Here is a 25,467-nt window from a genome sequence, read left to right as displayed (position 1 = left end):
GGAGGGGCTTTTCCCAGGCACACCTGGGGGGCTGATGGCCATAGGGGAGGCCGGTCTCGGGTCGGCACGGCATGGTTCCCGGTCGAAGCGGCTGGAAGCGATCATGCGCGGCAGACTCGGCCGGGAATGCGTGTACGTGCCGTCGTGTCGGTTCGGGCTGTTCGTGGCCCTGCGGCACTGGTGCCCGCCCGGCGGCCGGGTGTTGATGTCGCCGGTCAACGACGACGTGATCTTCTTCGTGGTGCTCGCGGCGGGACTGCGGCCGGTGCAGGCGCCGTTGAACCCGCTGGACGCATCGATCGACGCGGACGCGGTGCCCGACGAGGTGTGGGGTTCGCTGTCGGCGGTGCTGACCACGAACCTCTACGGCACCCCGGACGACGCGCCGAGGCTGCGGGAGAAGTGCGACGCGCTCGCGATCCCGTTGCTGGAGGACGCGGCGCACGCCATCGGCAGCCGGGTGGGGGGCCGCCCCGTCGGCGGTTGGGGCGACGCCTCCGTCTTCAGCCTGTCCAAGCACGTGGGCGCCAAGGCGGGCGGCTTCCTTGCCTGCGCCGACCCGGGGCTGCGCGAGGCCCTGGAGAAGACCTGCGCGGACCTGCTGCTGCCGGGCCGGCTCTCGGCCGAACTGGCCTTCACCGTCCGGCCGTACGCGGAGGCGGCCGTGCGGGGGCTGCGGCTGCGGCGCGCGGCGTGGGCCGCGATGCGGCTGCTCGGGCTGACGGAGCGCGAGGGGATACGGATGCCGTTGCGTGCGGACGAACTGGCCCGGGCGGTCGAGGCGGCGCCGGACCTCACCGCCCACGACCCCTGGGTCCGCGTCGACATGCACGACTACCGGCTCGGCTCCGGACGTCTCCGCCTGCGCCGGATCGAGCGCCGGCTCCACCGCCTGGACGAGACGCTGGCCGGCTGCCGTGCGGGCGCCGAGACGCTGCTGTCGACGCGGTGGGCGAGACCTGAGGGGATCGCCACGGCGGACGGGCCTGCCACGGTGAGCCTCATGGCGGGCGGTGGTCAGACGCAACCTCTGTTCCGCGTGCCGCTGTTCGTCGCGGACCGGGACGCGGCCGTCGCGGCGCTCGCGCGGCGGGGCATCGTCGTCGGCTACCTGTACGACCCGCCGCTGGACGACTACGCGGGCGCCGCCTTCACCGACCCCTCGCCCGATCCCGTGGGGGCCCGCTGGTTCGCGCGGCACGCGTTGCCCGTGGATCCGCTGCGGGCGCGCGAGGCCGTCGAGGTGCTTCAGGAGTCCGACGCCCGGCCGGCCGAGGCGCCGGGAGGGCTGGAGCGGACGCGTGGCTGAGTCAGGGACCGGAACACAGGCCGGGACGCGGGCGGGGGTGAGCGTGAGGCCGGCGTCCGCCGGGGACGCGGGGAGCTCCGGCTCACTGTTCAAGAACGCCTACTTCCTCATGCTCAGCACGGGCGTCTCCGCCGTGCTGGGGCTGGGCTTCTGGCTGGTGGCCGCGCGCTACTACACCGAGGAGGCGGTCGGGCAGGGTTCCGCCGCGATCGCAGCGATGCGTCTGCTCGCCAGCATCACGGCGACGACGATGATCGGCGCGGTCGTCCGCTTCGTGCCGCGCGCGGGGCGCGTCACCGGCTCGCTCGTGCGGCGGACGTACGCCGCGAGTTCGGTCGTCGTCGCGGTCGCGGGGGTCGTCTTCCTGCTCACCCTCGATCTGTGGGGAGCGTCGTACGCGCCGCTCGGCACGCCGCTCACGGGAGCCGCGTTCGTCGCGGCGTGCGTGGCGTGGGCGCTGCTCACGCTGCAGGACGGGGTGCTGACCGGGCTGCGCAGGTCGGGGTGGGTGCCCGTCGGCAACGCGGTGTTCTCCGTCGGCAAGCTGATCCTGCTGGTCGTCTTCGCCGGCGCGGTCCCGGTGCTCGGCATCTTCGTGTCCTGGGCCGCGGCGATCGTCTTCTCCACGCTGCCGCTCGGCTGGCTGATCTTCCGCAGGCTGATCCCGGCCCAGGCCGCCGCCGACCGCGATTTGGAGCCGCCGCGGCTGCGGGAGATGGGCCGCTTCCTGGCCGGGGACTCGCTGGGCGCGCTGTTCAGCCTGGCGATGATCAACCTGCTGCCGGTGATGGTCGCGGTCCGCTTCAGCGCGGCGGAGAACGGCTACTTCTACGTCGCGTACACCGTCGGCGGGACCATGGAGTTCATGGCCATCAACATGGCCTCCTCCCTGACCGCCCACGCCTCTCACGACCCCGGGCAACTCGCCGACGGAGTGCGTGGAGCGATGCGCCGGATGATCGTGCTGCTGGTGCCGGTGGTGCTGGTGCTGGTGCTCTTCGCCCCGCGGATCCTGCTGTCGTTCAGCGAGGACTACGCCGAGCACGGCACGACCGTGCTGCGCCTGCTGGCCGCCGGCGCGCTGCCACGAGTCGTGGTGGAGCTGTACATAGGGGTGCTGCGGGTGCAGGGCCGCACCGGGGTGCTCGCCGGGCTCCAGGGCGCCATGTGCGCTTCGGTGCTGGGCAGCGCGGCGGTCCTGTTCGCTCCGCTGGGCATCGCGGGGGCGGGGTGGGCGGTGCTGCTGAGCATGTCGCTGATCGCCGTCGTCTCCGTCGTGGGCCTGCGGTCCGCGCTGCGGCGCGACGCGACCCAGCCCTGCGAGCCCCGTGACGTGGCCCTGCCCGGCGGAGCGGCTCGGCCCCTCGACCCGCCGACCTCCGCCGCCCCTGCCTACGGCACCGGCTGGGCGCGACGTAACGCGACGGCCGGATACGACGCAACCGGCCCGGCTCGCCGGGGAGGTGGCGCAAGCACGGCCGTCGACGAGGACACGGTCGCCTTGTTCATGGGGCGCCCCGGGAGGCTCCGAAGCCCCAGGTGCGCCGAGGGGCCGCCCGGGCGGCGGGAACGGTGGCTGTCGGGTGCGCTGTGGGGGCTGCTGGGCGTGGCCACCGCGGCCTACTGGGCCGCGTTGAGCGAGCTGCCCTGGTTCGACGGGGCGTCCGGGGCGATGAGCGGCCGTCAGATGCTGGAGGCGGCGCCGCTCCCGGCGCTCGTCGCGGTCGGCGTGCTGCTCGTGGTGTTCGTCGGATCGGTGACGCTGCGGGACGTGCGGGACGTGTGGCTGCCGGGCGCGGCGCTGGGTTCGGCGCTGCTCGCCCTGCACGCCGTACCGGTGGCGCTCGGCCGGGAACCTCGTCCGGTGGACGGGACGTTGTACGTACGAGCGGCCGAAGTCCTCGCACGGGGCGCGGGGTTCGACGGCCCCGAGCCGTTGCTGCGGTGGGCGCCGCCGCTCCTGCTGCTGTCCGGTCTCGTACCGCTGTGGCTGCTGCTCTCCCGCGTGGGCGGCAGGTTGACGTGGCCGGGGCGATGGGGGGTGCTGTATCTCGTCGCGATGGGCGGCTGGGTGTGGCGGCAGGAGCTCGCGTCGCTGGCCCTGCCGGTGTGCGCCGTGCTCGGGGCACTCGCGGTGAGCGTCAGCGTGACGGCAGGGGCTGGTGGAAGTAGCCGCTCCGGCCGGCCTCGCGGTAACCCTCCAGTCCGGGGCCGTCGTTGACGGTCAGGTCGCACTCGGGCTTCTCGGAGGTCGGCCGGTTCCAGTGGACCAGCGCCTTGACCTCCGGCAGCTTCGTCACGGCGGCAGGGATCGCGGTGTACCAGTCGCGCTGGCGCGGCGGGTCGTCGGCGTCGGGCGCGGTGGCGAACTCGGCGAGCATCACCGGCTTGGCGTCGGAGACGTTCTCGCGCAGCCATGCGTAGCCGGGCTGCTGACTGTCGAGGAAGTCCTTCCAGTCGGTGGTGTCGTGGCAGGCGTAGTAGTTGTACTGGTCCATGGCGATCCAGTCGACGTACTCGTCCCCGGGGTAGAGCGCCTTCATCGCGTCAGCGCCGCCGAGGTAGCCGGAGACGGTCCACACCCACACGACGTTGTCGGCGCCCAGCGCGCGGAACCGTTCGCGCAGGTGACGGTAGGCGGCGACGAACTCCTCCGGGGTGCCCGCGCCCTCCTTCACACGAGCGTCGGTCTCCTGGTCGAAGGAGAGGAGGACGCGTTTGCCGTAGGCCTTGATGCGCCGGATCTGCGGATCGAGGATCTCCTCGTCGTACTTCCCCGAGGCGATGTTCCTCCAGCCGAGCTGGGTCTCGGTCCAGTTCTCGTGGTGCGGCTCGGTCCAGACGGTGGACTCCCACGCCAGCATGAGCAACCGGTCCCGGCCGAGCCGCTGCTCGTCGGGCGTGAGGAGCTGGCCGTCGAGCTCGCCGCCCGACATGTCGTGGTAGTTGTAGACCAGGTCGAGCCTGCGGCCGATCCGCTTCTCGAAGCCGAGCACGGCGTCCTGGAGAGAACCGTTCTCCGCGTACGGGACATAGGCGCCCCACCACGCGCCGCACGGCGGGACCAGTGTGCGGGAGGGGGCGCAGTCGCCGGTGGGCGGTGCGCCGGAGGCCGCGTTCGCGGGCAGCTCACCCCCCGAGGCACCCGAGCCTCCCGAGACCCTCGAGCCTCCCGAAACCCCCGAGGAACCCGAGCGCCCCGAGTGGTCGGGACGGCCGGCCCACAGCCCGAGCCCCGCGAGCAGAGCGACGCCCACCGCGACCACCGCGACCAGCCTCGCGGCGGCGTACCCCCGTTGGGCTCCTCCCGCCCCCGTCACAGCGGACCGCCGGTGCCGCCGCCGTCGATACCGCCACCGCCACCGCCGCCGCCCCCGGGCCGCGCGGCGGGCAGCGGCAACCCGGGCAGAAGCGTGACGACCGTGGTGAAGCCGGCGAGCCAGAAGAGGAAGGCGGTCACCGAGAACGCCTTCACCAGGAACAGCGACGTCGCGGTGAGCACGCCGAGGGACAGGCTCACGGGCGCGGCGAGCGCGAAGGCCTCCAGCCGTGCGCCCAGGGTCAGCCGTTCCGGCTGCGGGTACAGCGCGGCGCAGCCGGGGCCGAACAGAACGAAGAGCAGCACAGGGATCCAGCGCAGCGGCGCCGGGCCGGGGACGGCGGTGGCGGCCAGCGCGACCCAGCCGGAGACCGCGACGAGGAGTCTGAAGCGCGTGGAGGCGGCGCTGCCGTCACCGGCGCCCGGCTCGGAGGCGGAAGGGCCGACGTTCTCATGGCGGGCGGAGCGCATCAGTTCACCTCACTGACCGCGAGGACGGAACGGCGGCCGGGCGGTACTCCAGGACGACGCCGTAAGGGTGGCTCTCCACCGTGCGGAAGAGCGGAGAGGCGGACAGTCTCGTGCGCAGCACCCGGAAGCCACCGGCGGGCATCAGGCCCTCTCCGGCGGCGTAGACGTCCTGGGTGTGGGTGAGGATGACGTACGCCTTCGCCCCCGGCGGGATGCCGGCGGCGAGGTAACGGGCCGGGTCCTTCAGCATCTTCTCGTTCTCCGGCAGCTCCTGCTCGGCGAAGAACCAGTGCTCGAGACGGTCGTAGCGGTGCAGCGCCTGCGGGAAGGAGCCGCTGGTGGCGAGGATGAGGGAGCCGTCGGGCGCGTCGTCGAGGGTCCGGGTGACCAGCGCGGTCTCCGCGGGCGGCGTGTAGAACATCTCCTCCTTGCCGTAGTACGACGGCAGGAAGCCGGCCAGCAGTGCCAGCAGCGCCGTCGGCAGGGCGAACGCCGCGCCCCGGCGCCACAGCCTGTTCGCCGGGCCGTGACGCCGGGCCCCCGCGACGGCCGGCACCAGCGCGGCTGCGGCGAAGAAGGCCGCGCCGGGAAGGGCGAACAGGTAGACCCGGAAGAGCATCTCGCCGCCGTAGTCGTTGACGGCGAACAGCGGCACCGGCGCGACGGACACCAGCAGCAGCGGCAGCGCGCTGCGGGTGAGCCGGCGCCGCAGCACGACGGCGGCGCCGGCGAGGACGGCGACCGTGAGGACCATCAGCACATTGGCCTCGCCGGCGAGTTCGGGCCCGGGGCCGGTGAGCTGCCCGGCGTACCCGGCGCGGGAGTTCTGCGTCAGCTCGCCGATCGACTGCCGGAGGGTGGAGAGCGTCTCCACGAACAGCGGCCGGCCCATGGTCAGGTCCCAGGAGAGCATCAGCAGCGCGGCGACGATCAGAAGCCCGTAGTTGCGGTAGCGGCGGGTGAGGTTGAGCGCGAGGAGGCAGACGCAGAGCATCACCGGGGTGAGCTGGTGCGTGGCGTTGACGGCGGCGATCAGCGGGGCGAGGATCACGACGCAGACCGCGCGCTGCCGGCGGCCCGTGGGCGGCGGCACGGCGGCGGCCGCCGGGTCGAGGAAGGCGCGGTCGCGCAGCCGGCCGGCGGAACCCGGCCGCACGAAATGCCGCAGCACGACCGCGAGGACCGTCAGGTGCAGCAGGTAGGCGAGGCCCTGCGGGGAGAAGTAGTCCTGGCCGACCCAGTTGGCGAGCTGGAAGATCCAGACGGCGGTCCAGATCAGCCGCCAGTCGTCGCAGAACGTGCGGTAGACGAGGACCAGCACCGGCATCATCAGCAGCCCGAGGACGACGGGCGCCCAGTTGGCGTACGAGGAGGAGCTCTGCACGCCGAAGGCGCGCACCAGGCCCGCGTTCAGCGTGAAGAACCCGGGCCACTGGTCGTAGGCCGACATGTTGCCCGAGAGCGCCGCGCCGGGCCGTAGTTCGCCGTTGGCGAGCAGCGTTTCGACGACGGCGTCGTGCTTGGACGCCCAGGGGTAGCGCACCGCGTCGTACAGCACCGCGGGCGGGGCCTTGAGGGCGAACAGGAGGGCGGCGCAGTGCGCGGCCGGCCACCAGGGCGCGGTGCCGGCGCGCCGCAGGCTCAGGACGAATCCGGCGGTGAGGACCAGCAACGACAGGTAGTAGGCGGGCGGGAGGCGGTCGAGCAGACCGTACTGGCCCATCTCCCGGAAGCCGATGCGGGGCAGGGAGTACACCCACAGTCCGGTCGCGAGCAGCAGTACGGGCGCGGCGGGGCCCGGTGGGCGGCCCGGGAACCGCAGGGATCTCCGGCCGTCCCGGGTGCTCCGCCCCGGGCGGCCCGGACCCGTGGAGGCGTCAGGGCCGGGAGCCGGCGGCGGCGCTCCGCTCCCCTTGGCCGGTACGGGCACATGTGACTGCACGCTGAGGCTCCCTCCCCGGGCCGAGTACGGAAACGCTCTCTCCTGTTCATGTCGATCGTGGCGGAAAGCCCCGCTCTTCCGGACGGTTCAGCCGGCGAACACCTGCCCTCGCACGACGGCTCGGGCACGCCGGTACCACCGCCAGCCGACCGTCAGGGGCCCGTCGCGATAAGGGGCGACACGGGCGCCGGAGCCCGCGAGCCAGGTCTCGACGTCGGCGACGGTGTGGCCGCGGCGCACGATGAGACGGGCGATGCGGTAACGCTCGTCGCGGTCCGAACTGAGCGCGTGCCGCACGGCGGTGGCCGTCTCGTAGCCGGCGGCGGCGGCCGTACGGCGGACCCGGCCGCTGTTGTAGCCGTGCGGGTAGGCGAGATGACGGATCGGGTGGCCGAGCGTGTCCTCCAGAACGGCTCGTGACACGCGCAGTTCGCGTTCCAGCGCCCTCGGCCCGAGGGTGTCCAGCTGGGCGTGGGTGACCGTGTGACTGCCGATCTCCATGCCGGACTGCTCCAGCCGTGCCGCGTCCGCCAGCGTCATCATCGGCGCGGGCGGCAGCAGACAGCGGCCGCCGGGGGCGATGGCGCCGGTGGTGAGGTAGGCGGTGGCGGGGAGCCCGCGTCCGGTCAGTGCCTCGGCGGTCGGGCCGGGCAGGTCGGCGAAGCCGTCGTCGAAGGTGAGCAGCACCGGCCGGGCCGGCAGCGGCACCCGCCCCGCGAGGTGGTCGGCGAGCGCGCTGACGGTGACGGGTGTACGGCCGCTGTCGACGACGGCGTCGAGATGCCGGCCGAACTCCTTCGGGCCGACCGTGAACTCGGCGATCCAGTCCGGAGGGTCGTCCATCACGGCGTGATACAGCAGCACCGGTACGGACGTCGGGGTCGTGGCGGCGGTCATCGCGCACCTCGCGGCGGCGTGAACGGCCCGTCCAAAGACCGCCGAAGGGGGCCGCCGAGGGCTCGCCGGGCGCGGAGATAGCCCACCGGTCCGTACAGCATCCCCCTGCGCTGCAGCCGTGACAGCCGCCGGGGCCAGTCGTGCGTCCGCTCGTCGTGTCCCCCGGGCGCACTCCGCGCACCGGCTTCCTCCCCGGCGCTCGCAGCCGCATGAGCGCCGCCGCCCGCACCCGTGCGCGCCTGCGTCTCGGCCTCCGCCTCCCGGCCGGCCGTCAGCGTCCGGGCGTGGGCGAGCCCCCGGGGCAGTCGGGCGAGGAAAGCCGGGAGGAGGGAAGGGCGGTTGACCAGGAGGGCGGTGAGGTAGGCGGTGAGGCCGGCGCCGTAGCCGTACGCCTGGTTCTCCAGGTCGCGCCAGGTCTCCCGGTGGTGGTGCCAGACCAGGGCCAGCGGCGTGTAATGCAGCCGGTGGCCCTGGGCGAGGACGCGGACGAACCCGTACAGGTCGTCGCCCCCTCGGGCCGGGGTGCCGGCGCCGGTCGCCGGGTCGAAGCCGCCGACCGCGCGCAGCAGGTCCGCCCGGAACGCCATGTTCGCGCCGGAGCCGAACCGGCCCGCGGCGAAGGGGAACAGCGGCTCGTCGGCGGGCGGGTCGTACGGGTCGTACGTCCGTGCCGTGAAGCCCTTCGCGAAGCCGCCGTGGCTCTCCAGCAGCACCTGGGCGGGGGTGCGCAGCCGGGCGGGCAGGATCAGTCCGGTGACGCAGCCGAGACCGGGGTCGGCGGCGAAGGGCGCGGTGAGCTCGGTGAGCCAGCGCGGGTCGGCGACGACGTCGTCGTCGGTGAAGGCGACGACCTCGCCGTGCGCGGCCGCGACGCCCCTGTTGTGCGCGACGGCGAGACCGGGCACCGGCTCGGTGACGTGGCGGACCCGCTCGCCGTACTTGCGTTCGACCAGGTCCCGGGTGGTGTCCGTGGTCGGCGCGTTGTCGACGACGACGATCTCGAAGTCGGGATGGTCCTGGGCGAGCAGGGAGTCGAGCGCGTGCGCCAGCCGGTCGGCGCGCTCGCGGGTGGCGATCACGACGGTGGTGGACGGCGCGGGAGGCGTGGGGACGGTGGTGGACGGCGCGGGAGGCGTGGGGACGGCGGTGGACGGCGCGGGAGGCGTGGGGACGGCGGTGGACGGCGCGGGAGGAGTCGTCGGCGCCGGCCGTCGGCCCGCCCGCTCCCGGGCCAGCGCGGCGAGGACCGTCCTGGGGTCGGCGCCCTCCGGGACCCGTCCGAGCAGGGTGCCGACCGGCCGGCCGCCGCTCCTGACCAGGAGGAACACCTCGCCGTGCGTGACGGGCGCGCTGCCGGGCCCGGGCCTCAGCGTCACCTGCGCACCGGCGTCCCCGCCGGCCTCGGTGTACCCCTCGGGGAGGTCCAGTTCGGCCACCTGAACCGGACCGATGTCCAGGAACCTCCGGATCTCCCGCTGTACACGCGGCGCACGCGACACGATGTCCTCCCCTCTCCCGAACCGCCGGCCCCTCCCCGCCAACCGCCCCTCACCTCCCCCGGATCCTGCCCGCGCCCTTCAGCGCCCGGTTCGCCGCCGCGGCCAGCCTCGGCCGGCTGCGGACGAAGTGGTGGGCGCGGCGGGACGGCTCCCGGCTGAGCCAGTGCAGCGCGGCGCCCGTCCACGGCCGCGTCCACGCCCCCTCGTACACGGGCAGCTCGCCCGTTCTCAGCGCGTCCTTGTACTCGGCCGCCCCGCGCCCCAGATCCAGCAGGCCGATCCCCTCGGCGGCGGCCGCCTCCGCCATCCGCAGATGCAGCACCAGACCCGGCGAGTACTTCGCGAACTCCGGGTCGTAGGCGGGGAACCAGCAGGCCAGGACGGTCGTCGACCGCAGCCCGAAGTGGGCGGCGACGGGCCGCCCGCCGGCGTAGAGGACGGACAGCGCGCCGGAGCAGTCGGGGGCGCGCGTCTGTGTCGCGAGCCGGTGCACGAGCCGGGTGATCCACTGTCGGGCGAACCGGTCCCGGCGGCCGGTGCGCCGGTACTGGGCGGACTTCCACGCCATGAGCGTGCGCAGCGCGGCGGGATCCCGTTCGTCGAACACGAACCGCAGCGCTCCGGCCTGCCGTCCGAGCCTGCGCTCCTTGGCCAGCGTCGTCTTCAGGAACTTCGGCGACTGGGCGCGCAGGACGGACTCGTAGGTCTCGTACCCCTTCTCCACGTCGATGACGTAGGAGGCGTACTCGGCCGCCGCGTACCGTGTGAACAGGCCCTGTTCCGCCTCCAGGTTGTCGAAGGCGAAGCTCGACAGGGAGCAGGCACGCATCAGTTCGGCCGCGTCGAGCCCGAGCCCTGGGCTCAGTACGGCCCCCTGCGCGTCGCAGACGCCGTACGCGAGGGCCTGTCCCTGACCCAGCGGGCCCCGCTCGTGGGGCAGGAAACCGGCCGGTTCGCGCCCCTCGTACACCACCGCCACGCGCGTGCGCGGGCGCACACGCCCCACGGCGGCGGCGAATTCGGGTTCCATGAAGGGGTTCCGTGGAGCGGTCGACGCCGCGCGCAGCGCGCGCCACCGCTCCCGCTCCCCCTCGCCGAGATCCTCCGGATCCGACACACGAATACGTCCACTGCTCAACCTGACCCCCCGATCAAGTCCCCCCGGACACTGTGGACGGTACCCCTCCAGACGGTGCGAGCGGTAGGTAGCGGACCATGTTGTTGCCAACCGGTGCAGAACCGCCCTTTCCCTCCCTCCGGAACGGTTGAATCGGCGGTGAGTTGAGGGTGTCCGGGATCCGTATTCTCTGGTCATGGCCGCACCTCACGCATATGCCGCGCGCTCCGCGTACTCCCTCATCGCCACCGACCTGGACGGAACACTGCTCCGCGACGACGACACGTTCTCCGACCGGTCGCTCGACGCGCTCGCAAGGGTGGCGGCCGCCGGCGCCCGCCACCTTGTGGTGACCGGCCGCCCGGCGCCACGGGTGCGGCCGCTGCTGCGGATCCTGCGGAGCAGGGGGCTCGCGGTGTGCGGACAGGGCGCGCAGGTGTACGACATCGGGGCGGACCGCCTGCTGTGGTCGGTCACCCTGGACCGGGAGCTGGCCGAGGTGGCCCTGGGCAAGATCGAGGCCGAGGTCGGTCAGGTGTACGCGGCCGTCGACCAGAACGGCGTCGACGGGCTGACCCTCATCGAGCCGGGCTACCGGATGCCGCACCCGACCCTGCCGGCCCTGCGGGTCGGCTCGCGGGAGGACCTGTGGTGCGAGCCGATCAGCAAGGTGCTGCTGCGCCATCCCACCCTGTGCGACGACGAGTTGGCGGCGACGGCCCGCTCGGTGGTCGGTTCGCTCGCCACCGTCACCATGTCGGGGCCGGGCACGGTGGAACTCCAGCCGTCCGGCGTCACCAAGGCGACGGGACTCGCCCTGGCCGCCGAGCACCTGGGGCTGCGGCCACAGGACACGCTCGCCTTCGGCGACATGCCCAACGACATCCCCATGTTCGACTGGGCGGCGCGCGGCGTGGCGATGGCCAACGCCCATCCCGAGCTCAAGGCGGTGGCCGACGAGGTGACGGCGTCGAACGAGGACGACGGCGTGGCCGTCGTCCTCGAACGACTCTTCCCCTAGGCGCACGGGTCCTACGGGTTCCAGGGGTACCCCTAGTACGCGCCGAAGACGTTGTCGATGGAGCCGTACCGGGCGGCGGCGTAGTTGCAGGCGGCGGTGATGTTGGCGACCGGGTCGTACGGGTCGTACGCGGTGCCGGCGACGTGGTACGCGGCGAAGGTCGGGTCGATGACCTGGAGCAGGCCCTTGGACGGGGTCCCCTTGGCCGCGTTGGAGTCCCACAGGTTGATGGCGTTCGGGTTGCCCGAGGACTCCCGGATGATGTTGCGGTAGATGCCGTGATAGGTGCCCGGGATCTTCTTCTCGGCCATGATGGCGAGCGACTGGCGGATCCAGCCGTCCAGGTTGTTGGGGTAGCCGGCGAGCGTGGTCTCGGGGACGGCGGTGGTGGCCGCCGAGGCGGTGCTCGCTCCGGCGAGGGGAAGGGCGAGCGCGGCGACGCCGGCGCAGGCGACGGCGATGGCACGGGTGAAGCGGCGGCGGTGCTGAGCGGCAGCGGACATGGGGACGTTCCTCTCCGGCGCCTGCGGGGTGAGCTGTCGGGTTCGGGCGGGAGCTGCCCGGTCGGCGCCGTGGGGCACGGCGACACGACTTCACCCCGAGCCGGACCGGTACATGCGTGACGTACTGCGGTCCGGCGTTCTGCCTGGGTCCCCCGCTCCTGCCGTGCGCGAGTGGTTCGTCGATGGGAGTAGCCGGACGGCGGCAGGATGAGGCGTCTGTCCGGCTGGCCGGGAACGTATGCGAGAGCACATGTCCGAAACAAGTGTCGGAGTCGTGGAAAACCCCTATTGACCTTGGTCTGGTGTTTATGGGCTGCTTGATCCTTTGCATTCGGCAAGAGTCAACTCGCGTGACGCCGCAGGGGATCCGGGGGCGTGCGACCACCCGTGTCTCCGCCGGTGAAGTGAGCCAACTCACCCGTGATGACAAGGGTGACTAAATCGGACATCAGGTTCCAAGTCCCTTTTAAAAGGGCGTGAGCGAAATCCGATGGAATTCACGGAGCGGAATGTCTGATTTGATGCTCTGGTTCCGATTTATTTAGTGCGCGCCGTGAGATTCGGCACACACCGGTGGACGTCGCCGGCGGGCGGGGTGGGGGGTGGTTTCCGGGGTACCGGCGCTTCGCGAGCCGGACGCGGCACCTCCCGGTCGAGCGACGTGGGGCCGGGGGACGTGGGGGCTTATCGGTGATCGAAACATGACCGGATACGCTGACTTGAGTGATGTCAGCGACCTATCGACAAACCGTGTAAGCGCCAGCGGACACCAGCAGACAGGAGACCCCTCGTGACCGTCGTCGGGCCGTTTGGGCTGAGCGTGCGGGACCAGGCTCTGGAAGCCGATGTCCAGGCCGGATTGGCGGCTGTCGAGGAAGGCCTGTTCGAGGCCACCAAGAGCGCGGTCCCCTTCATCACCGAGGCCGCGCAGCATCTGGTGAAGGCGGGCGGGAAGCGGTTCCGGCCGCTGCTGGTGATGCTGTCGGCGCAGTTCGGCGACCGGCACGCGCCGGGCATCGTGCCGTCCGCCGTGGTGGTCGAGCTGACCCACCTGGCCACGCTGTACCACGACGACGTGATGGACGAGGCCGAGGTGCGGCGCGGGGTGTCCAGCGCGAACACGCGGTGGGGCAACTCGGTCGCGGTGCTCACCGGCGACTTCCTCTTCGCCCGCGCCTCCCACATCCTCGCCGACCTCGGGCCCGAGGCGGTCCGGGTGCAGGCGGAGGCGTTCGAACGGCTGGTCACCGGCCAGATCCTGGAGACGGCAGGTCCCACGGACGGCCGCGACCCGGTCGAGCACTACCTCGACGTGCTGGGCGGCAAGACCGGCTCGCTGGTCGCAGTGGCGTGCCGCTTCGGCGCGATGATGTCCGGCGCCGACGAGACGGTCGTCGACGTGCTCACCCAGTACGGGGAGCGGCTCGGGGTCGCCTTCCAGCTCGCGGACGACGTCCTGGACATCGCCTCGGACTCGCACGAGTCGGGGAAGACGCCCGGGACGGACCTGCGGGAGGGCATCCCCACGCTGCCGGTGCTGCGGCTGCGGGAGCGCGCGGACCGGCTGTCGATGCCCGAGGACATCGCGCTCTGCGAACTGCTCGACTCCGACCTCAGCGACGACGCACGGCACGCGGAGGCGCTGGCCGCCCTCCGGGCCCACCCGGCGCTGGAGCAGGCCCGCGCGGACACCGTGCGGTACGCCAAGGAGGCGCGGGCCGCGCTGGCGCCGCTGCCCGACTGCGAGGCGAAGCGGGCGCTGCTGGAGCTGTGCGACGCGGTGGTGCACCGGGCGGGGTGACGCCGTGGTGCGCCGGGCGGGGTGCCGCCGTGGCGCACCGGCGGGTGACGTGGTGGTGCGCCGCGAGGGGTGACCTGGTGGTGCAACCGGACGGGTGACGCCTCCTCACCCATGGGCGCCCCCATCCCCTACGGGTCCCTCCACCCGCCCAACCCCCGTGTCATACCGCAGGCGTACGCGGAGTTGCGCCCTCGGGTTGACGTATCGAGGCGGGTTGTTTGGTCATATGGAAACCACGGAAATCACCACCGCTCACCGATTCGGGTGAGAATGGCGGCTTGTGGTGGGGACCGTCGCACCCGAGATGACCAGCCGCCGCCGACGACGGAGGTAAGGCACACATGGCACCGTTCGCATCCGACGACCGCACGCACGCCGGGGAGGCCGACGACCTGCCCGTCGGACGACGCAAGGCCGTGCGGTACGTCGTCCCGGTCACCGTGGTGGGCGTCGCGGCGGCGACGATCGGGCTCGTCCCGGCGCTCGCCGACTCGGGCGACCCCGACCTGCCGAAGATCACCGCACAGCAGCTCATCCAGAAGATCGCCGCCTCGGACGTCCAGCAACTGTCCGGCACCGTGAAGATCACCACCGACCTCGGCCTGCCCGACCTGGGCGGACTGGAGAGCGGGCTGCTCTCCGGAGCGGCCGGCAAGAAGGGCGACGCGTCGTCCGCCGACCCGTCCGCCAAGCTGACCGAACTCGCGGCCGGCACGCACACCTTGCGGGTCGCCGCCGACGGCCCCGACCGGCAGAAGCTGTCGCTGCTGGAGAACGCCGCCGAGTACAGCCTCATCCACGACGGCAAGGACGTGTGGGGGTACGACAGCGCCTCCAACCAGGTCTACCACTCCACCGCCGAGGAGGGACGCGACGGTCACGACGCGGCTCCCGCCACGCCCAAGGACTTCGCCGACGAGGCCCTCAAGGCCGTCGACGACACCACCTCCGTGACCGTGGACGGCACCGTGCGGGTCGCCGGCCGGGACGCCTACAAGCTGCTCGTGAGGCCGAAGCAGTCCGGCTCGACCGTCGGCGCGATCAGTGTGGCCGTGGACGCGAAGACGGGGCTGCCGCTGAAGTTCACGCTGACCCCCGCCGCGGGCGGCGCCGCCGTCGTGGACGTCGGCTTCACCCAGGTGACGTTCGCCAGGCCCGCCGCCTCCACCTTCGACTTCACCCCGCCGAAGGGCGCGAAGGTCACCGAGGCGGACGAGGACGGTCCGGCCGGAGGCGGGGACAAGGCTCCCGGGCAGCCGGGCAAGGCCCCCGGGCACGAGGGCGGGACGCCCGGCCGGCCGGGCACGGCCGACGAGGAGGGCCTCGGCCGGGACCTCGCCGGTCTCAACGTCCTCGGCGAGGGCTGGACCTCGATCGCCACCTTCGACACCGGCGGCGAGGGCGTGCCCTCCGGCAAGACCCCCGAGGCGGGCGCCTTCGGCGGCTTCCTGGACTCCTTCGGCGACAAGGTCACCGGAAAGTTCGGCTCCGGCACCGTCTTCTCCACCCGGCTGATCAACGCCCTCGTCACGGACGACGGCAAGGTCTACGTCGGGGCCGTCACCAAGGACGCCCTCGTCAAGGCGGCGGACGCCGGGCGGTGAGAGCCGGGCGGTGGGAAACGGCCCGAGTACGCTGACGTGAACCGACGATCGGGGGAGCCGATGGACGAGGTCGCGGACGGCGCGGTGGCGCAGGCGGCGCTTGTGACCCCGGACGCCGACGACGCCGTCATCCGCACCCGCGGCCTCACCAAGCGCTACCGCGGCGGTCAGCTCGCCGTGGACGGTCTCGATCTGACCGTCCCGGCGGGCAGCGTCTTCGGCTTCCTCGGTCCGAACGGCTCCGGCAAGACCACCACGATCCGCATGCTGATGGGCCTGATCGAGCCCACCTCCGGCACGGCGCGGGTGCTCGGGCGGCCCATGCCGCGCGCCTCCCGCGCCGTCCTGCCGCACGTCGGGGCCCTCATCGAGGGCCCCGCCCTCTACGGCCACCTGTCCGGCCGGGACAACCTCCTGCGCTACGACGCCGCCGACCCGACAGCAGACCCCCGCACCCGGCGCGACCGGGTCGCCGAGGCCCTGGAGCGGGTGGGGCTGACCGCGGCCGCCGGAAAGAAGGCCAAGGCGTACTCGCTCGGCATGAAGCAGCGGCTGGGCCTGGCCGCCGCCCTGCTCCAGCCCCGCCGGCTGCTCGTCCTGGACGAGCCGACCAACGGGCTCGACCCGCAGGGCATGCGGGAGATCCGGGTCCTGGTCAGGGAACTCGCCGCCGACGGCACCACCGTCTTCCTCTCCTCCCACCTGCTCGACGAGATCGAGCAGGTGTGCACGCACGCGGCCGTGATGGCCCGCGGACGGCTTCTCATCCAGGGCCCGGTCGCGGACCTGGCGGCCCGCGCGCGCGGGCGGCTCGTCGTCTCCACCCCGGACCCGGCGGAGGCGGCCCGGGTGCTGAAGGAACAGGGCGTCGGGGACGTCGTCGTCGCCGAGGACCGGGTCACGGGCGAGCCCGGGGAGCTCGAACCGGCCGATCTCAACGCCGCGTTGGTCGACGCGGGCGTCCGCGTCCGAGGCTTCGGCGTGGAACGCGCCTCCCTGGAGGACGCGTTCGTGGCACTCACGGGAGAGGGATTCGATGTCGCGGGCTGAACTCGCACCGGATCGGGGGAGCGCGATCGCCCGGCCGCCCCGTGCGCTGTGGACGCTCGGTCTCTTCCGCAGCGAGTTCGTCACCACCCTCCGCCGCTGGCGCACCCTCGCCCTGCTGGGCGTGCTGGCCGCCGTGCCGGTGCTCGTGGGCATCGCGGTGAAGATGGAGACCGGCGACGGCTCGGGAGGGGGCGGCGGGGGAGGCGGTGGCGGCGAAGGGCCGGCGTTCGTCGCGCAGATCACCAACAACGGCCTGTTCCTGGTGTTCACCGCGCTGGCGGCGACGCTCCCCTTCTTCCTCCCGATGGCCGTCGGCGTCGTCGCGGGCGACTCGATCGCCGGCGAGGCCGACGCGGGCACGCTGCGCTACCTCCTGGTCGCCCCCGCCGGCCGCACCCGCCTCCTCCTCGCCAAGTACGCGACCACCATGGCCTTCTGCCTGCTCGCCACCCTCGTCGTCGCCGTGTCGGCCCTCGCCGTCGGCACCCTGCTGTTCCCGCTCGGCGAGCTGACCACCATCTCCGGCACCCGCATCAGCTTCGCCGACGGCCTGTTCAGGGCCCTGCTCATCGCCCTCGCCGTCGCCGCTTCACTGCTCGGGGTGGCGGCGCTCGGACTGTTCGTGTCCACGCTCACCAACAGCGGAATCGCCGCGATGGCGACGACCGTCGGGCTGCTGATCACCGTCCAGATCCTCGACCAGATCCCGCAGCTGCACGCCGTCCACCCGTATCTGTTCTCCCACTACTGGCTGTCCTTCGCCGACCTGATGCGCGACCCGGTCTACTGGGAGGAGCTGCGCAAGAACCTCGGACTCCAGGCCGTGTACGCGGCGGTCTTCGGCACGGCGGCCTGGGCGCGGTTCACGACGAAGGACATCGCGACCTAGTGCCGTGACCGGAAAGGTTCACCGGCTCGCGACGCCCGGCACGGTGCCTCGCCGCGTTGTCGCATCACCCGGGTACATCCAGTACACGGGCGATGCTCCGCCTTGCGATCCACCGCGCCGGACGCCGCGAGCTTCCCGGCAAACCTTTCCGGTCACGGCACTAGCGACGCCGTCAGCTCTCGTACGGGAAGCGAGCGAGCGGCGCCTCCCGCGCGAAGAACGTCTTCGCGCGCGCCAGCGCCTCCGTGTCCCCAAGGACGTCCCCGGGCTTGCTGCCGTTGCCGAACAGCACCCCGCCGAACCGCATCTCCATGTACGCGGCCGAGTTGCGCAGTGCGCCGACCAGCGGATCGGCGACGACCGTCTGATCGTGGGCGAGCGCGGCCACCCCCCACAGGGTGCGCCCGGCGAGGGTCGCCTTGAAGTCGAGTCCGGGGGTGCGCAGCCAGCCCGACCAGTGGTCGAGATAGCGCTTGGTCTGGGCGGAGAGCGTGTACCAGTACAGCGGAGAGGCGATCACGAGGTCCGTCGCCGCGAGCGTGGCGTCGAGCAGCAGGGCGGCGCTGCCCTCGGTGGGGCGGACGTGGTCGCTGTCATGGCGCAGGTCCTCGAAGTCGGGCAGCGGATGCTCGGCGAGGCTGATCCACTCCTGCTCGACGTCGGCGGGCAGCTGCTCGGCGGCTCGGCGGGCGAGCAGTTCGGTGTTGCCCTCGTCGCGGGCGCTGCCCAGCACGAACAGGAAACGGCGCGTGCTCATGAGTGTCCCCAGGTGGTCGACGTGAAAGAGGGCGCACGGCAGGCGTACGCCGACTAAGTGCATGTGCATCATATGTGTGTGCAACTAGATTCGCCAAGGGGCGTTCTCCTCCGCGGCTCTCGCCACGGCGAGCAGTGACGCCTCCCGCCCGTGCGCCGCCACCGCCTGGAGTCCCACCGGGCAGCCGTCCTCGCCGACGCCCGCCGGGATGCTGATCGCGGGGTGGCCGCTGAGGTTGAACGCCCAGGTCAACGCCGTCGAATAGCGGTCCCCGGGGCCTTCGTGGCCGTGCGGGGGATCGGGAGTGGCGGGGGTCAGCAGAAGGTCGGCGCGGTCGAAGAGGCGCACCAGCCGCCGGTCGTTGACGCTCCGCGCGGGCGCGATCGTGTCCGGGGCGCCGGCTCCGCGCAGGGCGAGCCAGGCGGGCGCGGGATCGTCCAGCCGCAGCGGCGTCCGGGGCCTCAGCAGTCGTACGACTCCGGCGGCGACGAGACGTTCCACGGCACCTCGTGCGACAGCCGCCACCTCGGGGTCGGTGTCGGCGAAGCCGAGGTCGGGGGAGTAGACGGCGCTGAAGGAAGTGCCGGGGAAGGGCTCGGGGCCGGTCTGGTCCCGCGGTCGGCCGAGCGATCCTGTCATCACCCTCCACCACGCCTCCGCGTCCGCCGCGTGGCGGGCGAGCACCCCCGGTGCGGCCAGGCCGGTCCGGTCGGCGGAAGGGAGGTGTCCGTTCGTGGGCTTCAGGCCGACGGCCCCGCACCAGGCCGCCGGGATCCGCACCGAGCCCGCCCCGTCGCCGCCCGTCGCCAACGGCACCAGGCCGGCCGCGACCGCCGCGGCGGAACCGGCCGAGGAGCCGCCCGGCGTCCGGTCGGCGCGCCACGGGTTGACGGTACGGCCGTGCGCCCCGAGGCCCCACGTCCGCCAGGGCGTTCCCGGCCCGGGCACGGCGGTCGCCCCCACCGGCACGCACCCCGCGTCGACCAGCGCCCGCGCCGAGCGGGTCCCGTTCCGCCCCTTCACGCCGACCGGCACCCCGGCCAGCGGCAGCGGCTCACCCCTGGCGACCCGAGCGTCCACCTCCCGCGCCCGAGCGTGCGCCGCCTCCTCCCACACCTCCAGGAACGCCCCCAGCGAGGGGTCGACGAGCCGGATGCGTTCCAACGCCCCGGCCACCACGTCGACGGCCCGCGCCCGCCCGTCCCGCACGGCGGCGGCGGTCTCCACGGCGGAGAGAGGGGCCGGGCCGAGGGCGGCCGCGGGCCCGGCGGTCAACCTCGCGGCCGGCGTGACCGCGGGCCGGCCGCCCGGGACCGCGCCCGCCTCCTCCCCAGAACATCCGTTCCCCTCCCCGGGACTTCCCCTCATCTCCCCGCCCCCTTCCCGTGCCCGCCGCCCTGCCGGAGTCCCTTGCAACGATGCTGTGACGTCGCGGTGACGTGGGGACCGTGGGCGAGCGGAGAGACTCGACGGTACGTGTACGCGTGCGTGCACGGGTTATGAGCACGAAGTACGTGCACGGGTGACGAGTCCGAGTGAGGAACCGATGTCTCGACTCAGCCGCGAGAAGAAGCGGGATCAGGAACACGCCGGTCGGCCGGCCGGCGCGGCGGCGCCGCTCGACGTGCACGTCCCCGGGGGCGGCCCGGCGACGATCGGCGGTGTCCCCGTCGTGCCGGGAGACGGCGAGGAACCGCAGCAGGCGGTACTGCGCCACCTCCACCGCATCGCCCTCGCCGGCGGGCGTCCCGTCACCGCCACGGTGCACGACGAGCGCATCGGCTACGTCGTCCCGCTGCGTGTCGAGCCGAACGGCTCCAGTCACTTCACCGGGCAACCCCTACGGGTCGCCCCGCCCGCCGGAGAGTCGCCGACGACCACGTCTCCCGTGACGGCGCAGGTGCCCGAACAGTCCCGCATCCCCGGGGGCGTCCCGGAGCAGCGGGACGCCGCCCAGCCCGCCCCCGGAGCGGTCACCGCCCCGACCGGCGTCTTCGGGCCGCCGCCGGCGATGGAAGCGCAGCACCGGGCACCCGCCCCGCGCGCGGAGGACTCCCCGGGGCCTGTCCCGCGCCCCCGAGAGCTTTTCGAAGAGCACGCCCCGGCGGAACCGTCCGGCCGGGTCCCGGCTCCGGCCCCGGCCGCCGACGCGTCGGCCTTCCGGCTCATCCCCGAGTCCGCGCGCCCCCGGCCGCTGATCCCGGAGTCCGACCCCGAGGCCGACCCGGACCCCGACTCCAAGCCGGCGCCCGCCCGCGGTTTCGACGCCGTGGCGGAGGCCGTCCTGGGGGAGGACCCCCGCACCCTTCCGGGCGAGGGAGGCGCTCCCGCCCTCCTCGGGGAGCCGATGGCGCAGATCAACGAGGCGGTGCGGGCGGGCCGCACGGAAGCGGCCGCGGCGCTCGCCGAGCGGACCGTGACCGAGGCCTCCGCGACCCTGGGGCCGGAGCACCCCGAGGTGCTGCGGCTCCGCGAACTCACGGCGTACATCGCCTACTTGGCCGGCGATCCGCTCCGCTCCTTCCATGTCTCCCTGGACCTGGCCCGGATCCACCGGCGCAACCGGGACGCGGAGGCCGCGTACGGCAACGTCCAGAGCGCCGCGACGGCCTGGCGTGCCGTGCGGGACCCCTTCCAGGGCCTCCACCTCGGCAGCGAACTCCTCACGCTGTGGTCGGAGTTGGCAACCGAGGAGGGACCGGCGGCCGACGACGTCGAGGAGTTGGAGTCGGCCCGCGCCCGGATGCTCCGCCTGGCCGAGCGGGCCCGCAAGGCGGGCGCCGCTCAACCAGGCTGACGCAGCCCCGAGGCGAGCAGGGCGGGGAAGGGCGGTTCGGCCTAGGCCGACAGCGTCCACACCGCGTACGCCAACGCGTCCGCGTTGCGGTTCAGTGCCGTGTCGTTGACGTTGGCGGTGGTGTCGCAGGAGGAGTGGTAGCAGCGGTCGAACGCCTGGCCCGCCGTACCGCCCCACTTGGTCGCCTGCGCCGTCGTCTTGGTGCGGCTCGCCCCGGTGAAGAGCCCGCCGACCGGGACGCCCGCGCTCTTGAAGGGCGCGTGGTCGGAGCGGCCGTCGCCCTCGGTCTCTATCTCGGTCGGGACGCCGATGCCGGTGAAGTAGTCCTTGAAGGTCTTCTCGATGGCCGGGTCGTCGTCGTAGACGAAGTACCCGGGGTTCGGCGAGCCGATCATGTCGAAGTTGAGGTAGCCGCTGATCTTCGCGCGGTTCGCGGCGGACAGGCTGTTGACGTAGTACCGCGAGCCGACCAGTCCCAGCTCCTCCGCGCCCCACCAGGCGAACCGCAGGTGCTTCGTGGGCTGGTAGTTGGTGCGGGCGACGGTCAGCGCGGCTTCCAGGACGGCAGCCGAGCCGGTGCCGTTGTCGTTGATGCCGGCGCCGGAGGTCACGCTGTCGAGGTGCGAGCCGGCCATGACGACCCGGCCCGTGTCGCCGCCCGGCCAGTCGGCGATCAGGTTGTAGCCGGTGCGGCCGGACGCGGTGAACTGCTGGATCGTCGTGACGAATCCGGCGGCGTCCAGCTTGGCCTTCACGTAGTCGAGCGAGGCTCTGTAACCGGTCCGCCCGTGGGCGCGGTTGCCGCCGTTGGCGGTCGCGATGGACTGGAGCTGGGTGAGGTGCGCCTTGACGTCGGCCACCGGGATGTCGGGCGCGGCGGCGAGGGCGGTGGACCCCTGGGCCGAGGCCGCGGTGGCGGCGGACCCGTGGGTGACGGCTTCGGGGGCGGGCGCCGCGCCGGCTATGGATCCGGTGGCGACGAGCGTGACGGCGGCGACGACGGCGACCGCCGACGCCCGCCCGGAAACGGAGAGCTTCATGGTGGGGGGCTCCGAATTCCAGAGGGGCACCCCGCGACACGGTCACGGAGAACCCCCGGTGAATGGGGTGCCTGGATGGTGAAGCTCTGGCCAACTGTCCGTCAAGAGCGCCTGGGAAAAAGGGAGTTAAGTCCGGCAGCAGGGTGCCCCCTCCTCACTGCACGCAGAACTCGTTCCCCTCCGGGTCCGCCATCACGACCCACTGGCCGGACGGCTCCTTCACCTCCCGCAGCACGCTCGCCCCCAGCGCGGTCAGTCGCTCGACCTCCGCGTCCCGCCGCTCCGGACCGGCGTGCACGTCGAGGTGGAGCCTGTTCTTGGCCGACTTCGCCTCCGGCACCCGCTGGAACAGCAGCCGCCGGCCCAGCCCCGTGCCGCTGTCCGCGTCGAACGGGTCCTGCGGATGCCGTACGGCGACCAGGTCCCGGAAGGCGAGCCTCCCGTGGTACTCCACCGTCGCCTCGCCCGGCAGCGCGCCGGCCTCCAGCAGCCGTTCGATGAAGGCGCCGTTGTCCTCGGCCGTGTAGTGCAGCGCGGCCGCCCAGAAGTCGGCCTGGGCCTGCGGGTCCGCGCAGTCGATCACGAGCTTGAAGTGCAGGGGGGCGGGGGCGGCCTCGAATGTCTCGCTCATGTAACCACTTATATTGGTTACATGAGCGAGCGGGCAAGGGACCACGCGGAAGAACACGCCGCGAAGAAAACGGAGTTGACGCGGAAGCCGGACTCGGCACGCGAACCGCAGCCGTCGGGGCCCGCCCGCCGGCCCCTCGGTCTGACCCTGCGCTCCCACGACGGCAGGCCCTACCGCTTCGACCCGGGCGCGCTCTGCCTGGAGCTTCTCCTCACCGGCGGCCCGGGCGCGTTCGCCCGCTACGAGGCGCTGCACGAGCCCGCGGACCTCGTGCTCTGGGCCGCCCGCAGCCGGCTCCCGGAGGGACTGGAACCGGTCGTCTCCACGGCGGAGCTGGCCGACGCGCGCCGGACGCGCGACGCGCTCTTCCTCCTGACCGCCGCCCGCGCCCACGGCCGCCCGCTCGAACCGCGGCACGTGGACGTCCTCAACCAGGCCGCGGGCGAACCCCCGCTCATCTCCCGGCTCACGCCCGACGGCACTCGCGTCTGGGCCCCTGGCGCCACCGGAACCGCGTTGCTCTCCACGGTCGCCCGCGACGCGATCGACCTCTTCACGGGCCCCCATGCCGACCGCATCCGGGTCTGCGACGCCGACGACTGCCACCTGCTCTTCGTCGACACCTCCCGCCCGGGCCGCCGCCGCTGGTGCGCGATGGAACACTGCGGCAACCGCGAGAAGGTACGCGCGCACCGGGCGCGCCAGGATCCCTGAGGGGCTGGACTACGCCTGTGCGTCCAGGGTGTCGGGCGCGGTCGCGTCCTGGACCGCCAGCTCGGGAGCCGCCATGTCGGGCGTCGCCGCCTCGGCCACCGGGGCCCCGGCCGCCGTCACGCCGGCCGACCCGGCCTCGGCGAGCGGCGCCGCGGTGACGTCCAGGGCGGTCGCCGAGGAGCGCGCGATCCTCGCCCGCGCCCGTCGCGCCGTCCTGAGCGCGTCCCACGTCAGCAGCGTCAACGCCAGCCAGACCAGCGCGAAGCCCGCCCAGCGCTCCGGCGGCATGGCCTCGTGGAAGTACAGGATGCCGAGCAGGAACTGGAAGACCGGCGCGAGGTACTGCAGCAGGCCCAGTGTGGACAGCGGCACCCGGATCGCCGCCGCGCCGAAGCAGACCAGCGGCAGGGCGGTCACGATGCCGGTGGCGGCGAGCAGGGCGGAATGGCCGAGGCCCTCGTCGGCGAAGGTGGAGCCGCCGTCGGCGGACAGCCACAGCAGGTAGCCGAGCGCGGGCAGGAACTGGATCGCGGTCTCGGCGGCCAGCGACTCCACCCCGCCGAGGTTGACCTTCTTCTTGACCAGCCCGTAGACCGCGAAGGAGAACGCGAGGCACAGCGAGATCCACGGCGGTCGGCCGTAGCCGACGGTCAGCACCACTACGGCCGCAGCTCCCACGCCGACCGCGGCCCACTGCGCCGGCCGCAGCCGCTCCTTCAGCAGCAGCACGCCCATGGCGATGGTGACCAGCGGGTTGATGAAGTACCCGAGGGACGCCTCGACCACGTGTCCGCTGTTCACGGACCAGATGTAGACGCCCCAGTTCACGGTGATCACGGCCGCGGCGATCGCGACGAGCCCGAGCCGCCGGGGCTGGCGCAGCAGTTCGCCCGCCCAGGCCCAGCGTCGGATGACGGCCAGCGCGACGACGACGAAGGCGAGGGACCACACCATGCGGTGGGCGAGGATCTCCATCGCCCCGGCCGGTTTGAGCAGCGGCCAGAAGAGGGGGACAAGGCCCCACATCCCGTAGGCGGCGAAGCCGTTCAGCAGGCCTATCCGGCCCTCACCCTTCGACGTCCCGGCCACCGGGCCCTCCTCTCACCTCGGGCGCGCAGCCGTGCGGCCGTGCGTGGACGAAGGTAACGCCGAGCACCCTCGGCTGTCATGCCCGTATCGCCATACGGTCATGACAGCCGAGGGCGCCGGTCCGTCCGGGGCCCCCGCGGCGTGCTCAGCCCTTGAGCGCGGCCGTGATCGCCTCCGACAGGGGCGTGGTCGGACGGCCCGCCAGCCGGGACAGGTCGCCGGAGGAGACGACCAGCTCGCCCTTCGCTATCGAGGCGTCCACGCCCGCGAGGATCGCGGCGAACGGCTCGGGCAGCCCGGCGCCGGTCAGGATGCCGACGAGGGCCTCCGCCGGGACGTCCTTGTAGGCGATCTCCTTGCCGGTCTGCCGGCTCAGCTCGGCCGCGTACTCGGCGAAGCTCCACGCCTCGTCGCCGCCCAGCTCGTAGGTCTTGCCCTCGTGGCCCTCGCCGGTCAGGACGGCGACCGCGGCAGCCGCGTAGTCGGCGCGGGCGGCGGAGGACACGCGGCCCTCGCCGGCGGCCGCGACGACCGCGTCGTGCTCCAGCACCGGGGCGAGCTGCTCGGTGTAGTTCTCGTGGTACCAGCCGTTGCGCAGCAGTGCGTACGGCACGCCGGAGGCGGCCAGGGCCTGCTCGGTGGCACGGTGGTCGTCGGCCAGGGCGGCGGTGAGGCTGCCCGGCGCGCTGGTGTAGGCGAGCAGCGCCACACCGGCCGCCTTCGCGGCGTCGATGACGACCTGGTGCTGCTGCGGGCGGCCCTTGTCGAACTCGTTGCCCGAGATCAGCAGCACCTTGTCCCCGGCGGCGAGCAGGCCGTCGAAGGTCTCGGGCGTGTTGTAGTCGGCGATCGCGAGCTTCACCCCGCGCGCCGCGAAGTCGGCGGCCTTGGCCTCGCTGCGGACGACGGCGGTGATCTGCTCCGCCGGGACCTTCTCCAGCAGCTGCTCCACGACGTGACGGCCGAGGTGTCCGGTGGCGCCGGTGACGATGATGCTCATGGTGAGAACTCCCAGGG

Annotated in this window: 22 protein-coding genes and 1 riboswitch; of the genes, 9 read left to right on the top strand and 13 right to left on the bottom strand. The window is 73.0% G+C overall.

Annotated elements, in window-relative coordinates; translation table 11 throughout:
- The first annotated feature begins 34 nt into the window (after positions 1-34).
- On the top strand, positions 35-1,309 hold the full coding sequence (locus ACIRS4_RS23645) for a DegT/DnrJ/EryC1/StrS family aminotransferase (protein ID WP_404199218.1): 1,275 nt from the start codon (positions 35-37) through the stop codon (positions 1,307-1,309).
- Between the two features lie 109 nt (positions 1,310-1,418).
- A complete protein-coding gene (locus tag ACIRS4_RS23640; protein WP_404199515.1) occupies positions 1,419-3,530 on the top strand; it encodes a lipopolysaccharide biosynthesis protein in 2,112 nt (703 codons plus the stop codon).
- Here ACIRS4_RS23640 and ACIRS4_RS23635 read toward each other — a convergent pair.
- From ACIRS4_RS23635 to ACIRS4_RS23610, 6 genes are all read right to left on the bottom strand, one after another.
- Positions 3,451-4,437: a glycoside hydrolase family 26 protein gene (locus ACIRS4_RS23635; protein ID WP_404199513.1), complete on the bottom strand. Its 987-nt coding sequence runs from the start codon at positions 4,435-4,437 to the stop codon at positions 3,451-3,453. The two genes, ACIRS4_RS23640 and ACIRS4_RS23635, sit on opposite strands and share 80 nt — an antisense overlap.
- Before the next feature lie 188 nt (positions 4,438-4,625).
- Complete coding sequence (locus ACIRS4_RS23630) at positions 4,626-5,099, bottom strand: hypothetical protein (RefSeq protein WP_404199215.1); 474 nt, start codon at positions 5,097-5,099, stop codon at positions 4,626-4,628.
- 4 nt (positions 5,100-5,103) lie between these two features.
- A complete protein-coding gene (locus tag ACIRS4_RS23625) occupies positions 5,104-7,041 on the bottom strand; it encodes a hypothetical protein (RefSeq protein WP_404199212.1) in 1,938 nt (645 codons plus the stop codon).
- A gap of 87 nt (positions 7,042-7,128) precedes the next feature.
- Positions 7,129-7,938 carry a polysaccharide deacetylase family protein gene (locus ACIRS4_RS23620; protein ID WP_404199209.1) on the bottom strand — a complete coding sequence of 270 codons (810 nt, stop codon included), beginning with the start codon at positions 7,936-7,938 and terminating at the stop codon, positions 7,129-7,131.
- Positions 7,935-9,437 (bottom strand): glycosyltransferase, encoded by a 1,503-nt coding sequence (locus ACIRS4_RS23615; protein WP_404199206.1) that lies wholly within the window; start codon positions 9,435-9,437, stop codon positions 7,935-7,937. Before ACIRS4_RS23615 ends, ACIRS4_RS23620 begins: the two co-directional genes overlap by 4 nt.
- A gap of 49 nt (positions 9,438-9,486) precedes the next feature.
- Positions 9,487-10,575 (bottom strand): GNAT family N-acetyltransferase, encoded by a 1,089-nt coding sequence (locus tag ACIRS4_RS23610; RefSeq protein ID WP_404199203.1) that lies wholly within the window; start codon positions 10,573-10,575, stop codon positions 9,487-9,489.
- 175 nt (positions 10,576-10,750) lie between these two features.
- Here ACIRS4_RS23610 and ACIRS4_RS23605 point away from each other — a divergent pair, with 175 nt between their 5' ends.
- A complete protein-coding gene (locus tag ACIRS4_RS23605; protein ID WP_404199200.1) occupies positions 10,751-11,575 on the top strand; it encodes an HAD family hydrolase in 825 nt (274 codons plus the stop codon).
- 32 nt (positions 11,576-11,607) lie between these two features.
- Here ACIRS4_RS23605 and ACIRS4_RS23600 read toward each other — a convergent pair whose 3' ends face one another.
- Positions 11,608-12,078: a transglycosylase SLT domain-containing protein gene (locus ACIRS4_RS23600; protein ID WP_404199197.1), complete on the bottom strand. Its 471-nt coding sequence runs from the start codon at positions 12,076-12,078 to the stop codon at positions 11,608-11,610.
- Positions 12,079-12,081: 3 nt separating this feature from the next.
- Positions 12,082-12,270: riboswitch (cyclic di-AMP (ydaO/yuaA leader) on the bottom strand.
- A gap of 598 nt (positions 12,271-12,868) precedes the next feature.
- Between ACIRS4_RS23600 and ACIRS4_RS23595 the strand changes: the two genes are divergently transcribed.
- The 4 genes from ACIRS4_RS23595 to ACIRS4_RS23580 all read left to right on the top strand — a co-directional run bounded on the left by ACIRS4_RS23595 (position 12,869) and on the right by ACIRS4_RS23580 (position 17,422).
- Entirely contained in the window at positions 12,869-13,879 is a 1,011-nt protein-coding gene (locus ACIRS4_RS23595) for a polyprenyl synthetase family protein (protein WP_404199194.1), read from the top strand.
- Between the two features lie 341 nt (positions 13,880-14,220).
- Complete coding sequence (locus ACIRS4_RS23590) at positions 14,221-15,483, top strand: outer membrane lipoprotein carrier protein LolA (RefSeq protein ID WP_404199191.1); 1,263 nt, start codon at positions 14,221-14,223, stop codon at positions 15,481-15,483.
- 60 nt (positions 15,484-15,543) lie between these two features.
- Entirely contained in the window at positions 15,544-16,533 is a 990-nt protein-coding gene (locus ACIRS4_RS23585) for an ABC transporter ATP-binding protein (RefSeq protein WP_404199188.1), read from the top strand.
- Positions 16,520-17,422 carry an ABC transporter permease gene (locus tag ACIRS4_RS23580; protein WP_404199185.1) on the top strand — a complete coding sequence of 301 codons (903 nt, stop codon included), beginning with the start codon at positions 16,520-16,522 and terminating at the stop codon, positions 17,420-17,422. The genes ACIRS4_RS23585 and ACIRS4_RS23580 overlap by 14 nt, the downstream gene beginning before the upstream one ends.
- Positions 17,423-17,594: 172 nt before the next feature.
- On the opposite strand, the gene ACIRS4_RS23575 is transcribed toward ACIRS4_RS23580, so the two are convergent.
- Both ACIRS4_RS23575 and ACIRS4_RS23570 read right to left on the bottom strand, forming a co-directional pair.
- Positions 17,595-18,179, bottom strand: a complete 585-nt coding sequence (locus tag ACIRS4_RS23575; RefSeq protein ID WP_404199182.1) for a flavodoxin family protein — start codon at positions 18,177-18,179, stop codon at positions 17,595-17,597.
- Between the two features lie 84 nt (positions 18,180-18,263).
- Entirely contained in the window at positions 18,264-19,454 is a 1,191-nt protein-coding gene (locus ACIRS4_RS23570; protein ID WP_404199179.1) for an amidase, read from the bottom strand.
- Positions 19,455-19,725: 271 nt separating this feature from the next.
- Between ACIRS4_RS23570 and ACIRS4_RS23565 the strand changes: the two genes are divergently transcribed.
- A complete protein-coding gene (locus ACIRS4_RS23565) occupies positions 19,726-20,976 on the top strand; it encodes a tetratricopeptide repeat protein (RefSeq protein ID WP_404199176.1) in 1,251 nt (416 codons plus the stop codon).
- A gap of 41 nt (positions 20,977-21,017) precedes the next feature.
- Here ACIRS4_RS23565 and ACIRS4_RS23560 read toward each other — a convergent pair whose 3' ends face one another.
- A complete protein-coding gene (locus ACIRS4_RS23560) occupies positions 21,018-22,016 on the bottom strand; it encodes a M28 family metallopeptidase (protein WP_404199173.1) in 999 nt (332 codons plus the stop codon).
- Positions 22,017-22,170: 154 nt separating this feature from the next.
- Complete coding sequence (locus ACIRS4_RS23555; RefSeq protein WP_404199170.1) at positions 22,171-22,647, bottom strand: VOC family protein; 477 nt, start codon at positions 22,645-22,647, stop codon at positions 22,171-22,173.
- Between the two features lie 21 nt (positions 22,648-22,668).
- Here ACIRS4_RS23555 and ACIRS4_RS23550 point away from each other — a divergent pair, with 21 nt between their 5' ends.
- Positions 22,669-23,361: a CGNR zinc finger domain-containing protein gene (locus ACIRS4_RS23550; RefSeq protein ID WP_404199167.1), complete on the top strand. Its 693-nt coding sequence runs from the start codon at positions 22,669-22,671 to the stop codon at positions 23,359-23,361.
- Between the two features lie 9 nt (positions 23,362-23,370).
- On the opposite strand, the gene rarD is transcribed toward ACIRS4_RS23550, so the two are convergent.
- Positions 23,371-24,450: an EamA family transporter RarD gene (gene rarD, locus ACIRS4_RS23545; RefSeq protein WP_404199164.1), complete on the bottom strand. Its 1,080-nt coding sequence runs from the start codon at positions 24,448-24,450 to the stop codon at positions 23,371-23,373.
- A gap of 145 nt (positions 24,451-24,595) precedes the next feature.
- Entirely contained in the window at positions 24,596-25,450 is an 855-nt protein-coding gene (locus ACIRS4_RS23540; RefSeq protein WP_404199160.1) for an SDR family oxidoreductase, read from the bottom strand.
- Positions 25,451-25,467: the final 17 nt, after the last annotated feature.

The sequence above is a fragment of the Streptomyces sp. NPDC101166 genome, from assembly GCF_044768125.1.
Classification (GTDB): domain Bacteria; phylum Actinomycetota; class Actinomycetes; order Streptomycetales; family Streptomycetaceae; genus Streptomyces.
This window is presented reverse-complemented; position numbering and strand designations above follow the sequence as displayed.